This window comes from Hymenobacter volaticus (assembly GCF_022921055.1).
Taxonomy (GTDB): Bacteria; Bacteroidota; Bacteroidia; order Cytophagales; family Hymenobacteraceae; genus Hymenobacter; species Hymenobacter volaticus.
Genome location: NZ_CP095061.1, coordinates 4673219 through 4685063 on the forward strand (window position 1 = coordinate 4673219; position 11845 = coordinate 4685063).

Genomic DNA, 11845 nt, shown 5'->3' on the forward strand with positions numbered 1-11845 from the left:
TGTATGGAAGACTTTGCAACTATGTAGGTACTTATGTCATCATTCGTAAATTAGTGTCGCTTTGTGCTAAATGTGCGGTTGATGTGGACAAGTGGTAGTCGATTTTTGGCAGTTTCAGGGGTATTGTCTACTTAGTAGCACCCCCAGACTAACATTCAAGATTTAGGGATTATTTGTAGTAACCTTCATACTCCAATAAATTCGTGCTCCAGCACAAAAACTCGCTCAGCTTCTAAAGCTCTCGTTTATGCTCATCAATCTATAGATTAACTGTATTCATTTATATTATGTAAAATATATTTTTTATAATATTACACCTACCCCGGCTAGTGGTATAACTATCCGGAGTTAGCAGGCCCCTCAGTTGTAGGCACCGGCTTCTGGCTATCATCTTGTCCTATACTATTCGTTTCTATTCAGCAAAAGCTTGTTTTTTCTTCAGCTACTCCCTCTCGCACCGCTCGCACCTCCACACAGGATTTCCCTTCGCCTGATCATGCAAAGAAGTGGTATTCACTAGTTGCAGCCTTATAGGCTGGTAGCTGAGTTGTTAAGCTTCGTACCTTTGGCCTGGTTTTGTAGAAATCCTAAATCCTATTGCACCAGATTACCCGCTCTTATATCCGCACACCTCTTGCTTACTCTCAACCCTTTTTCACAGTATGAACCAGATAAATAGCCCTCTGATTAGGATCGGCGTCTTCTACGACGGCAATTATTTCCTAAAGATCAGTGATTACTACTACTTCCAGCATGACCGCAAGGCCCGCATTAGCTTGGAAGGACTACACGAGTTTATTCGTCATCAAGTTGCTGAAGAAGAAGACGTAGATCTTCGCTTAAGCCGAGTTATAGATGCTCATTTTTTCCGCGGCCGTCTCTCCGCCACGGAAGCCCGTGATAAAGACCGGTTGTTCCACGACCGATTGCTCGACGATATCCTCATGAACATGGGTATCGCTACGCACTACATGCCCCTCAAAACGCGTGACGGTCGCTTGCAAGAAAAAGGCATCGACGTATGGCTGTCGTTGGAGGCTCTCGAGCTGACCCTGCACAAGAGCTACGATGTAGTGGTGCTTATTGCCGGCGACTCCGACTACGCTCCCCTAATCAAGAAGCTCAACACCATCGGCACCCGGGTGATGCTGCTGAACTGGGATTTCAAATACGTTGACTTCAAAGGCGAAGCCCGCGTAACGCGTGCTTCCCAGCACTTGCTAGAGCAAGCTACGTATCCTGTGCAGATGCACGAAATCATCGACCAGGGCCTCGCCGACGGCGACGAGCTGATTGAAACCATGTTCGTGAATACGCCGGAGCCGGTTGCTTTCCCCGCGCCTGCCAAACCCGTGCGCCCCACTGGCCCCACAGCCGCAGGTCCGGTAGGCACTGTAGGCATCAGCACCATCAAGAATCTGAAGAACGGCTTCGGTTTCGTGGTAATGCCGCCAAACAACCTGTTCTTCAGCTACGCTGACATGTCGGAAGGCGACTTCAACGAGTTGCGCGAAGGGGATTGGGTTGAATTCACTGTTGGCCGCAACCACCGCGACGAAGACTGCGCCCGCAATGTGCGCAAAGTTGATCCGCCGCAAATGGAAGAAGGTGACGAGTACGACGAGGAGCACAGCCAAACCGAGTCGGCCGACTCATCGGACCGTCTCTAATCTTCGTTCTCAGTTGAGTTTGTTAAGCAAAAAGCCGCCGGTATCTCCGGCGGCTTTTTGCTTTTTAATAATGTAATCAGTCGCCTATTGCACCTATCAAAACATTCTATGGAGGGCCCAGACCCACTTTCAGCGGCCTATGCAACCCGCGGCAGATAAGTATAAAGCTGAACCCGTGATTTTGCGCTTATTGGTCGGCCTCTGGGAAAAGCAGCCGATGAAAGTCCCGCTTATCGGCGGGGTAGCGGTTGAAGGTCCCCATGCCACGAGCAACTACCACATTATTGCGCGTGGGGCAGCTGATAGAAGCGCTGCTCACCACTAACGTCTTGCCGTTGTGCTCGACTGTGGCGCGGGCAACCAGGTGGTCGTGCAGGCGCACGGGATGCAAGTAGTTAATCTTGAATTCCACGGTCGATACTAGTTCCCCGACGGTGAAAGCCAGCGAAAGGGCTGCCGCTCCTAGGGCCGCATCCATCAGGCCTGCTATCACTCCCCCATGGCAAGTACCCGGCGACGACAAGTGCTCCTCGCCGATGGTCATGGTGTACAGCACTTCGCCGGGCTGCGTCACGGTGAGGTCCATGCCATTGGTACGGCCGTAGTTGTTGATCTGATTGTAGATGGCTACTAGCGTAGCAACATCAGGAACCTGTTCCATAAAGCAGAAAAGTGGAAGCAGAGGAAAAAAGCACTGCCGCGAGTAATGATTACGCTTGCCCATCTGGTGGGTGCATGGACCGAAGGTAGCGGCTAGCCCTCAAACCAATAGCAACTTTTGTCGGCAAAGAAGTATCTTCCGGTACCGCCTCCACTTATCCGTGTTCTATGCCTGCTCCACCCCTCACCTTCTCGGAATTCTACCCTCGCTATCTACACGACCATAGCCGCCGCGGCACCCGAATTCTGCATTTCATTGGCACCACGCTGTTTCTGCTAGCATTGGTAATGGCTGCGGTGTGGCAACGGCCAATTCTAGTTTTGGCAGGCATAGTGGCAGCCTATGGCTTTGCGTGGATAGGCCATTTTTTTGTGGAGCACAACCGGCCAGCTACTTTCCAGTACCCCTGGCTCTCTCTACGCGGCGACTTTCAGCTGTATTGGGACCTGCTCCGCGGCCGAGAATCGTTCTGAGTTACCAATTCGCTCTTCCCGTTGTTGGAGCCTGGCAGCAACTACTCGGCTAGCTCCTTGGTCATCAGGAAGTGCGGAATACTGCCAAACAACGTGTGCGACGGCGCTTCCAGCACGTAACCCAAACGCGCGTAAAATGGTACAGCCGCTTCGCGGGCATGCAATCGAATTTCGGTGTAGCCAAGCCGGCGCCCCGCTTCTTCGAGGTACTCCAGCAGCTCCCGTCCGATTCCGTGGCCTTGCCAGGCGGGCGCAACAGCCATAAACCGTACCTGCCCCCGCGCCTGCTCGGCCGACTGTAGCATGGCCACGCCCACGGCCGTACCGTCGGGCGTTAGCCGGAGGGCGTGTACGGTGGCCGGGTCCTCGTCTTCAGGTACTCGTTCCGAGCCTGCGGGCTGCTGCCAGGGCTGGCGCAACACCTCGTAGCGGAGCCGGTAATAAGCGGCCCACTCAGCGGGCGTACGGGGAGAGCGAATCTTCATGAATAACAGAGCTAAACTAACCTAAGTGCCGGAAGTACGCCACCTTAGCAACGTAGCTTCTAGCGAGGTAATACTTATTATAAGGGAGGTTGTTTTCTTATTTTCAGAAAGAAGTTCGCTGTGGTTCATACGCCTCTGGTGCATCAATACCATGAAGCCCTAGCTTTACGCTGCAAATCTGGTGGTGCCGCGAGCAAATCATGTGGCGCTCAACGCATCACATTCGTATGTCACCTTCCTACCTTTACCCCGTAGAACCGGCGGGTCGGTTTAACCTACAGCCCTCCAATTTCCTTAAACTTCCTATTCCATGGCATCTTTTGATATCGTGAGCAAAGTGGACCCGCAAACGCTAGAAAATGCGGTGAACACAGCCAAAAAAGAACTGCAAACCCGCTACGACCTGCGTGACACCAAAGGTGGTATCGACCTCGATAAAAAAGCCAACACCATTTTGTTGAGCTCGGAAAATTCTATGCGCGTTAAGGCCCTGGAAGATATTCTGATGGCCCGCGTAGTAAAGCAAGGCATCGACGGTACGTCGCTGGACTTCACGGCCGAAGAACAGCCGAGCGGTAGCTTGGTTAAGAAAACCATCAAAGTCCGGGCGGGCATCGACAAAGACGCAGGCCGCAAAATCGTTAAGGCCATCAAAGACGCCAAGCTGAAAGTGGAAGCCCAGATGCAGGACGACCAAGTACGCGTTACGGCCAAGAAAATCGACGACCTACAAGCTGTCATTGCGCTGCTGCGTCGCTCCGACATCGGCCAGCCCCTGCAATTCGTGAACATGAAGAGTTGAGTGACTGAATGGCTGAATGGTTAAGTGGCTGGTTGTCTGGACAGCCGAGCGAAAAATTCAACCATTCAACAATCAACTCATTCAACCATTAACTAATCAATCAATGCATTTCGACTTTTCGGTATTCTCCAACCCGCAAACCTGGGTAAGCTTGCTCACGCTGACCTTCATGGAGATTGTGTTGGGAATCGACAACATCATCTTCATTTCCATCATCGTCAACCGGTTGCCGCGCGAACGGCAGGGCCGTGGCCGGACCATTGGGCTCTTGCTGGCGCTGGTTTTCCGTATTGGGTTGCTGCTCAGCATCTCCTGGATTGTGGGCTTGAAGTCGGCACTCTTCACCCTGAACCTGCCGTGGCAGACTGAGCCGTTCGGCGTATCGGGCCGCGACTTGATCTTGCTTGGCGGCGGCTTGTTTTTGATTGGTAAGAGCACCACCGAAATTCACACCAAGCTGCAAGGTGAGGAAGAAGAAACGCATGCTGATGGCAAGGCCAACGTGTCGATGGGTGGTATCATTTTCCAGATCATCCTCATCGACATCGTCTTCAGCTTCGACTCCATTCTTACGGCGGTGGGTCTGGTCGACAATGTGTTGATTATGATTTTGGCCGTCATCCTGTCGATGGGCGTGATGCTGGTTTTCTCGGGCGTAGTAGCCGATTTTGTGAACCGCAACCCAACCATCAAGATGCTGGCTCTCTCCTTCCTGATTATGATTGGCGTAATGCTGGTGATGGAGTCTTTCCACAAGGAAATCGAGAAAGGCTACATCTACTTCGCTATGGCTTTCTCGCTCGTAGTAGAAATACTGAACATGCGCCTGCGCAAAAAGTCACCGCCCGTTCAGCTGCGCGAATCCCAGTACGACTAAGCTCAGCACTAGTCTATTACTCGCCGCTAACAAAAAGGCCCGCAACTTCCGTTGCGGGCCTTTTTATTGCTTTAATCCTTTCTGAGTGCAGCTACAGGTAACTTTTGTGGGGAGGCGAAAAACACATTATCCCCGCTTATTGCCATCATCAGCAAAATCACCCCTACGGTAGCAGCCACAATTGCCACATTCACCCGGGCGGCATCGGACAGATGTTTGGCTTGGGTGGCGGCAGCCAGCAACAGCAGCAACGCAGTGAAAGCAAGCAGGCTACCCGACGTGGTGTGTATCGGCAACGCAGTTCCGTCGGGTAAATAGGCTTCGTGGATAAACTTGAAAAGCAAAGAGGTTCGCACTCGGAAACCAGTCGTGTTGAGAGGAAGTTCTACCGCAGTGTTGAACTCCCCTTGCGAGGTAACCACCCAGTTATACAGGTTGCCGGCCCCATCACGCGAGGTACCAATGCTAATAAAATCGGCCGTTGCGTAGTGCCGCAACACGAAAAAATCGAGCAGAATTAGAGCCGGTAGCAGCGCCAGCCATTTTCCCCAGCGCTTGGCCGTGCGAGCGTAAGCCGGGAAGTTGAGCCGCTTGGGCACGTAGCTACGGCGCCGCCAGATAGGCGGGGGCGGCGGCCGACGAGATGCCCGGGCGGCAACCGAGGGCTGCCCAGGCTGCAATGGCCGCACCCGATTCCGAATTTCGCGCAGTTGCGAGTCGTAGAAGTAGCGGCGAGTAGGCTCGTTTAACGCTTCGTATGCCTCATTCACGGCAATGAAGCGCTGGTGAGCCGCGGGGTCGGGCGTGCGGTCGGGGTGAGTGAGTAGTGCCAAGCGCCGGTACGCCCGGCGAATATCATCGGGGGTAGCTTGCTCACTCACGCCTAACACGGCGTAGTAAGTGGTCATACCCCGCTGGCTTTCACTACTGCTTCCACTTGGTCTTGCACGCGACGCACGGCCAACTCCAACAACCGGCGGTTTAGCTCGGAGCGGTGCTGCCGATAGAAATCCAGCTCGGCTGTAGTAAACAAGCCGCTTACTAGTCCTACTACCGTGTAGCGCAGCTTCACGTTGCGAGTCAACAACTCGGTTAGCAGGCGTTGCTGGTCGGCGGCCGAGGCAGTCGGCAAAGGCACATGATGGTCGCGCACGAAATCGGCCACTACGGCCACCAATAGTTCGTTTTGCAGTTTAAGAATGGGTCGCAGGGCGTGGTGCAGGAAGTCGCCAGTTGTGGCATCGCCACTGGCTGGCGCCGTATCCACGACTGGGCGCAGGGCCAACAGCGCGGCATCGGGTCGGGTAGTAGATGACATGGAGAGAGCAATAACGGACGAGCTAATACACTAAGTACGAGAAAACCTACCTAGCTTGGATGCCGAATAAGGCGAGAGCAAAAAATAAACTTTTAGAAGATAGATTGGAATCTATCCTAGTCGTCCTTACTCACGGCTCAGCTTCGCTCTGTCCTCGCTTATTACGGCACTTCACGTAGTAACGCTACTATGCTAACCGTCATTTAAGCGCAGCGAAAGCCTAATACTTTTGACTGACAAGCGGTTGCTTATCTGTCGTTACGCGTACTGGCCACTACACTTCGCGACCCGTGGTCCAGCCCAGCTTACTCAGGAAATCCCACAACACCACGCCGGCGGCCACACTCACATTCAACGAATGCTTGGTACCAAACTGAGGAATTTCCACTGCTGCGTCGCAGAAAGCCAGCACCTCATCTTCCACCCCAAATACCTCGTTGCCCATCACCAACGCGTACGGACGCGCCGGGTCCGGCTGAAAAGCCGGCAGCAGCTGACTACCTGTCGTTTGCTCAACGGCCACTAGCACGTAGCCCGCGGCCTTTAGTTGCTGAAGCGCCTCTAGCGTGGTAGCAGCATATTCCCACACCACGGACTCCGTCGAGCCTAGCGCTGTTTTCGTGATTTCGCGTTGCGGAGGCCGGCCAGTGATGCCGCAAAGCCATATTTTTTCGATGGCAAACGCATCGGCGGTGCGAAAGGCGGCACCCACATTATGTAGGCTGCGCACGTTGTCGAGCACTAGGGTGAGGGGGAATTTTCGCGTATTTTTGAAGTCTGCCACCGTTAGCCGGTTCAGCTCTTCCATCGAGAGTTTGCGCATGAGTGCAAAGGTAGGAACGCGCCCGTAGGTGACTGATGTTAGTTGCCTGTATCTCGAAATGTAGCGCGAAGCTCCAGCTTCGCGCGTCGTTGAACGTCTTCGTTGCAACGATACCCGCACCGTCTGCTCAACGATGCGCGAAGCTGGAGCTTCGCGCTACATGCCGCCCTAGTGAAAACAAGTACTGCCGCCCCCGATAAGAAGCCCATCCGCATGCACGGCTCGCTCGGCCCCGCTCCCGTGGCCGATACGCCGCTCATGAAGCAATACTACCAACTCAAGCAGCAGCACCCGGGCGCGGTGCTCTTGTTCCGAGTCGGTGACTTCTACGAAACCTTCGGCGAAGATGCCGTGACGGCCTCGCGCATCTTAGATATTACGCTTACCAAGCGGGGCGCGGGCACTTCTTCGGAAGTAGCCTTGGCTGGCTTTCCCCATCACGCCCTCGACAACTACCTGCCCAAGCTGGTGCGGGCCGGGCAGCGCGTCGCCATCTGCGACCAGCTCGAAGACCCCAAGCAAGCTAAAGGGCTCGTTAAGCGTGGCATCACCGAACTGGTTACCCCGGGCCTTAGTCTGCACGACAACGTATTGGAGCGCCGTTCCAATAACTACCTCTGTGCCATTCACTTCGGCAAGCAAGAAGCCGGTATTAGTTTCCTCGACATCAGCACTGGGGAGTTCTTGGTGGCGCAAGGAACGGTGGAATATCTTGGCAAGCTGCTCCAGAATTTCCAGCCCGCTGAGGTGCTGTTTTGCAAGAAAAGCCGTCAGGAATTTGAAGGCCATTTCGGACCCGACTACTGCCATTATGCGTTAGACGAGTGGGTTTTCGGCTTCGACTACGGCTACGAAACCCTCACGCGCCACTTCAACACCACCTCGCTCAAAGGCTACGGCATCGATTCGCTGCGCGAAGGCATCACAGCGGCAGGCTGCATTCTGCATTATCTCGCCGAAACCAAACATACCGATGTAGGCCATATCGGCAGCATTGGCCGCTTGGAGGAAGACAAATACGTTTGGCTTGACCGGTTTACGGTGCGCAACTTGGAATTGGTGCAAGCCCAGCACCCCGGTGGCGTGCCCCTCATCGACATTCTCGACCAGACCGTCACGCCCATGGGTGCCCGCCTGCTGCGCAAATGGGTGGTGCTGCCATTGAAAGAGCCCGCCCAGATTCAGCGCCGCCTCGATACGGTGGAAGCCCTCCTCCAGACCCCGAACTACTCGAAAGTCTGCTGCAACACCTGCGCCAAATCAACGATTTAGAGCGCCTGATATCTAAAGTGGCCGTGCGCCGCATCAATCCGCGGGAGCTGCTGCAACTAGCCCGTGCGCTGGAAGCCATTGCGCCCATGCGCGAGCAATTGGCGGCATCTGGCATCAAAGCGCTGCTCAAACTAGCCGATCAGTTGAATCCATGCGCGGCGCTGCGTGAAGAAATCCAGTCGAAGATCCGGGTTGATGCGCCCCTACTCACCAACCAAGGCGGCGTGCTGAACGAGGGCATAGACAAGGAACTTGATGAGCTACGTGCCATTGCGTTTTCGGGCAAGGATTACCTGTTCCAATTGCAGCAACGCGCCGTGCAGGAAACCGGTATTTCGAGCTTGAAAGTAGCCTACAACAAAGTGTTCGGCTACTACCTCGAAGTTACCAACGCTCACAAAGACAAAGTGCCCGCTTCCTGGATTCGGAAGCAGACGTTGGTTAATGCGGAGCGCTATATCACCGAAGAGCTCAAGACCTACGAGGAAAAGATTCTGCACGCCGAAGAACGGCTGTTTGTCATCGAGCAGAATATTTACAATGATTTGGTGCTGTCGGCAGCCGAGTACGTAACGCAGATTCAGCAGAATGCCCGCGCCATTGGCATCACCGATTGCTTGGCCTCGTTTGCTGCCACGGCCCGGCAATACCGCTACGTAAAGCCCACCGTGAATGATAGCACGGTGTTGGAAATCAAGTCGGGTCGTCACCCCGTAATCGAACGGCAGCTTCCACCCGGCGAGCAGTACATTCCCAACGACATCCACCTCGACCAAGAAGAACAGCAGATAGTGGTGATTACCGGCCCGAACATGGCCGGCAAATCGGCATTGCTGCGCCAAACAGCCCTCATTGTGCTGCTTGCGCAAATCGGCTCCTTTGTGCCAGCCGACGCGGCTACCATCGGCATCATCGACAAGATTTTCACCCGTGTGGGCGCTTCCGACAACCTAAGTAAAGGCGAAAGCACGTTCATGGTGGAGATGACCGAAACCGCTAGTATCCTCAACAATCTATCGGACCGCAGCCTGGTACTGATGGACGAAATCGGGCGCGGCACCAGCACCTACGACGGCATTAGCATTGCATGGGCGCTAGTCGAGCACTTGCACAACAACCCCAAGGCCCGCGCCAAAACGCTGTTTGCTACCCACTATCACGAGCTAAACCAACTGGCCGATGACTGCCCGCGCGTACGCAACTACAACGTGGCTGTACGCGAAGCCGATGGACGTATTTTGTTTCTGCGCAAGCTCCAAGAAGGTGGCTCTGAGCACAGTTTCGGCATCCATGTTGCCCGTATGGCGGGTATGCCGACTTCGGTGGTGCTACGTGCCAACGAAATCATGCACCACTTAGAGCAGGAGCGCGCCAGCGCCGGCCTCGATACCGACGCCCCTACCGAGTTTGACGAGGTTTTGTCAGGACTTGATGAGCAGCATGAGGCCAAAGTAGTGCACCTACATGGAGCAGCAGACGCTTCAACTAGCACCCGGGGCCCTGTGCTCCAGCCCGCGGCTGCAGTGCATAATGCTCCTCGTCCGAGCCTACAACTCAGCATGTTCGAGCCAGCCGATCCGGCTATCGAGCGAGTGCGAGAGCTGCTCCAAGCGCTGGATGTGAATACCATGAGTCCTATCGAAGCCCTTTTGAAATTAAATGAATTAAAACTAGCGCTAGGCAGCAAGTAAGCTTACCCGTGCTGCCCATTGACAGCGGACAGCACGGTTACTTTTGCCAGTTACGGCTGCAAATGACAGTTGCATTATGCGGAAGATTGCTGCTAAGAGCATAAGTGAAACGAAAAATTTCTACCTGAAAATCAGTTGAAAACGCTCAACATACAGCAGAAATCACACTTTTTTTGAGCCATACTCTTGACAAGCCGATTTCCTGTAGTACCTTTGTCACACCAAAACGCCACTACGGTGGCTGACTCAAGCGAGAGTAGCTCAGTTGGTAGAGCGCGACCTTGCCAAGGTCGAGGTCGCGAGTTCGAACCTCGTCTCCCGCTCGAAGAGGATGTTGCCCCGCAACATCCTCTTTTTGTTTTTGGCAGCTTAAGTTAGGAGGTATACCTTTGTCGCAGCTACCAAAATGCCGGAGTGGTGGAACTGGTAGACACGAGGGACTTAAAATCCCTTGCTTTCACGAGCGTACGGGTTCGATTCCCGTCTCTGGTACCAAAAGGGCTTTCTACAAGAGTAGAAAGCCCTTTTACATTTAACTCGTTTCTGTTCAACCACAAGAGCTAGGCTAGAGCCCATGTAAACAGGGTTTGCTCTTCACACTAACTGGCTACTTGCAGCTCAACTCGAGTTGCCTCCCAACCTAGCAGAGCCTGCTTACGGGCAACTCCCCAGCGGTACCCACCTGGCCCGCCGTGCTGCTGAATAACGCGGTGGCAAGGTATCAAATAGCCAATGGCATTGGCTCCAACGGCTCCACCTACGGCCTGGCTCGCGCGAGGCTGTCCTAGTGCGGTAGCTATATCCTGGTAGGAAACCATAGCCCCCGATGGAATACGCAGTAATGCTTCCCAAACCTTAATCTGAAAATTAGTGCCTTTTATCAGCAGGTTGAACGGCTTGGTTGCATCGGCGGCACCAGAGAATAGTTGTGCAGCTACTGCTTCGGTCCTGGCGAAATCAGGCGTCAACGTTGCTTCCGGCCACGCGGCCCGCAATTGGGCTAATGTAGCGTCTCGCTCCCTTGCATCGTGAAAGGTAAGGCCACAGATACCTCGCTCTGTGAGGCTAAGCAAGCATTCACCGAAGAGAGTAGCATGAAAGCCGTAAACAATATGCATTCCTGATGCCTGTTCTTTATACTCTCCCGGCGTCATGGCTTCGTACGTGACGAACAGATCATGCAGACGGCTAGACCCCGATAAGCCTGCTTGGTAGGTGGCATCTAGCACGCTCCCCGACTCGGCCAGCACCTGCTTGGCGTATTCCTTGGTTAAGAAGCGCACGAACCGCTGCGGACTGATGCCGGCCCACCGGGTGAATAGCCTATTAAAATGAAACGGGCTGACGTGCACGTGAGCCGCAATATCTTCGAGGGTTGGGTGCTGCGTATAGTTAGCTGCAATAAACGCTATAGCCTGTTCTACTCGAGCGTAATCTAAAGCTACTTGCGAAGTGAGGTGGAGTGCCATAAGTTGGTTTGCTAGTATGCTACCAAAAGTACCTACCACGATACTGCCCCTCAATCTGAATCTTGCGATGTTTGCTGCGCTTAGTTACGAGTACTTAAGCGAGTACCATGTAAAAGGTCTCATGCCTAACCTATAGTGCTCATAGCAAGGAACTGTACGAAACTTATGAGCTATGCTTATAACATTATAAGCGAAAGTACGGTATCTATACTTGTACTATAACCTAGGTAGAAGTAGTTGGGAAAGTGCGTGAGTTGAACAACAGGGCTAAAAGTCACTAAAGTCAGACAGATTTAGGAGTGAA

The 11845-nt window shown here is 53.7% G+C and carries 10 protein-coding genes, 2 tRNA genes and 1 pseudogene; 7 read left to right on the forward strand and 6 right to left on the reverse strand.

Annotated features, from left to right (window positions below; translation table 11 throughout):
- The first annotated feature begins 662 nt into the window (after window positions 1-662).
- The gene (locus MUN86_RS20425; protein ID WP_245119840.1) at window positions 663-1670 is read left to right on the forward strand and encodes an NYN domain-containing protein; all 1008 of its coding nucleotides are present in this window, start codon (window positions 663-665) and stop codon (window positions 1668-1670) included.
- Window positions 1671-1857: 187 nt separating this feature from the next.
- On the opposite strand, the gene MUN86_RS20430 is transcribed toward MUN86_RS20425, so the two are convergent.
- The gene (locus MUN86_RS20430) at window positions 1858-2331 is read right to left on the reverse strand and encodes a PaaI family thioesterase (protein WP_245119841.1); all 474 of its coding nucleotides are present in this window, start codon (window positions 2329-2331) and stop codon (window positions 1858-1860) included.
- Between the two features lie 167 nt (window positions 2332-2498).
- Between MUN86_RS20430 and MUN86_RS20435 the strand changes: the two genes are divergently transcribed.
- On the forward strand, window positions 2499-2804 hold the full coding sequence (locus MUN86_RS20435; protein WP_245119842.1) for an Mpo1-like protein: 306 nt from the start codon (window positions 2499-2501) through the stop codon (window positions 2802-2804).
- A 41-nt stretch (window positions 2805-2845) separates the two neighbouring features.
- Here MUN86_RS20435 and MUN86_RS20440 read toward each other — a convergent pair whose 3' ends face one another.
- On the reverse strand, window positions 2846-3289 hold the full coding sequence (locus MUN86_RS20440; RefSeq protein ID WP_245119843.1) for a GNAT family N-acetyltransferase: 444 nt from the start codon (window positions 3287-3289) through the stop codon (window positions 2846-2848).
- Between the two features lie 310 nt (window positions 3290-3599).
- Here MUN86_RS20440 and MUN86_RS20445 point away from each other — a divergent pair, with 310 nt between their 5' ends.
- Both MUN86_RS20445 and MUN86_RS20450 read left to right on the forward strand, forming a co-directional pair.
- Window positions 3600-4091: a YajQ family cyclic di-GMP-binding protein gene (locus MUN86_RS20445; protein ID WP_245119844.1), complete on the forward strand. Its 492-nt coding sequence runs from the start codon at window positions 3600-3602 to the stop codon at window positions 4089-4091.
- Between the two features lie 103 nt (window positions 4092-4194).
- Window positions 4195-4968 carry a TerC family protein gene (locus MUN86_RS20450; protein ID WP_245119845.1) on the forward strand — a complete coding sequence of 258 codons (774 nt, stop codon included), beginning with the start codon at window positions 4195-4197 and terminating at the stop codon, window positions 4966-4968.
- 71 nt (window positions 4969-5039) lie between these two features.
- On the opposite strand, the gene MUN86_RS20455 is transcribed toward MUN86_RS20450, so the two are convergent.
- The 3 genes from MUN86_RS20455 to MUN86_RS20465 form a co-directional block, all read right to left on the reverse strand.
- Window positions 5040-5876: a J domain-containing protein gene (locus tag MUN86_RS20455; RefSeq protein ID WP_245119846.1), complete on the reverse strand. Its 837-nt coding sequence runs from the start codon at window positions 5874-5876 to the stop codon at window positions 5040-5042.
- Entirely contained in the window at window positions 5873-6286 is a 414-nt protein-coding gene (locus MUN86_RS20460; RefSeq protein ID WP_245119847.1) for a hypothetical protein, read from the reverse strand. The genes MUN86_RS20455 and MUN86_RS20460 overlap by 4 nt, the downstream gene beginning before the upstream one ends.
- Before the next feature lie 274 nt (window positions 6287-6560).
- Window positions 6561-7109 carry an RNA methyltransferase gene (locus MUN86_RS20465; RefSeq protein ID WP_245119848.1) on the reverse strand — a complete coding sequence of 183 codons (549 nt, stop codon included), beginning with the start codon at window positions 7107-7109 and terminating at the stop codon, window positions 6561-6563.
- A 213-nt stretch (window positions 7110-7322) separates the two neighbouring features.
- Between MUN86_RS20465 and mutS the strand changes: the two are divergent.
- The 3 genes and pseudogenes from mutS to MUN86_RS20480 all read left to right on the forward strand — a co-directional run bounded on the left by mutS (window position 7323) and on the right by MUN86_RS20480 (window position 10567).
- A pseudogene (gene mutS / locus MUN86_RS20470) lies at window positions 7323-10072 on the forward strand (DNA mismatch repair protein MutS).
- Between the two features lie 250 nt (window positions 10073-10322).
- Window positions 10323-10395: transfer RNA gene (locus tag MUN86_RS20475), tRNA-Gly, on the forward strand.
- Window positions 10396-10480: 85 nt separating this feature from the next.
- A tRNA-Leu gene (locus MUN86_RS20480) sits at window positions 10481-10567 on the forward strand.
- 104 nt (window positions 10568-10671) lie between these two features.
- On the opposite strand, the gene MUN86_RS20485 is transcribed toward MUN86_RS20480, so the two are convergent.
- Window positions 10672-11541 carry a bifunctional transcriptional activator/DNA repair enzyme AdaA gene (locus MUN86_RS20485; protein ID WP_245119849.1) on the reverse strand — a complete coding sequence of 290 codons (870 nt, stop codon included), beginning with the start codon at window positions 11539-11541 and terminating at the stop codon, window positions 10672-10674.
- Window positions 11542-11845 lie beyond the last annotated feature (304 nt).

What these genes read in the sequence shown, in the direction of transcription:
- MUN86_RS20425 (WP_245119840.1), top strand. Translation starts at nt 663, where the DNA reads ATGAACCAGATAAATAGCCCTCTGATTAGGATCGGCGTCTTCTACGAC.
- MUN86_RS20440 (WP_245119843.1), bottom strand. Translation starts at nt 3,289, where the DNA reads ATGAAGATTCGCTCTCCCCGTACGCCCGCTGAGTGGGCCGCTTATTAC.
- MUN86_RS20460 (WP_245119847.1), bottom strand. Translation starts at nt 6,286, where the DNA reads ATGTCATCTACTACCCGACCCGATGCCGCGCTGTTGGCCCTGCGCCCA.
- MUN86_RS20465 (WP_245119848.1), bottom strand. Translation starts at nt 7,109, where the DNA reads ATGCGCAAACTCTCGATGGAAGAGCTGAACCGGCTAACGGTGGCAGAC.
- MUN86_RS20455 (WP_245119846.1), bottom strand. Translation starts at nt 5,876, where the DNA reads ATGACCACTTACTACGCCGTGTTAGGCGTGAGTGAGCAAGCTACCCCC.
- MUN86_RS20450 (WP_245119845.1), top strand. Translation starts at nt 4,195, where the DNA reads ATGCATTTCGACTTTTCGGTATTCTCCAACCCGCAAACCTGGGTAAGC.
- MUN86_RS20485 (WP_245119849.1), bottom strand. Translation starts at nt 11,541, where the DNA reads ATGGCACTCCACCTCACTTCGCAAGTAGCTTTAGATTACGCTCGAGTA.
- MUN86_RS20435 (WP_245119842.1), top strand. Translation starts at nt 2,499, where the DNA reads ATGCCTGCTCCACCCCTCACCTTCTCGGAATTCTACCCTCGCTATCTA.
- MUN86_RS20430 (WP_245119841.1), bottom strand. Translation starts at nt 2,331, where the DNA reads ATGGAACAGGTTCCTGATGTTGCTACGCTAGTAGCCATCTACAATCAG.
- MUN86_RS20445 (WP_245119844.1), top strand. Translation starts at nt 3,600, where the DNA reads ATGGCATCTTTTGATATCGTGAGCAAAGTGGACCCGCAAACGCTAGAA.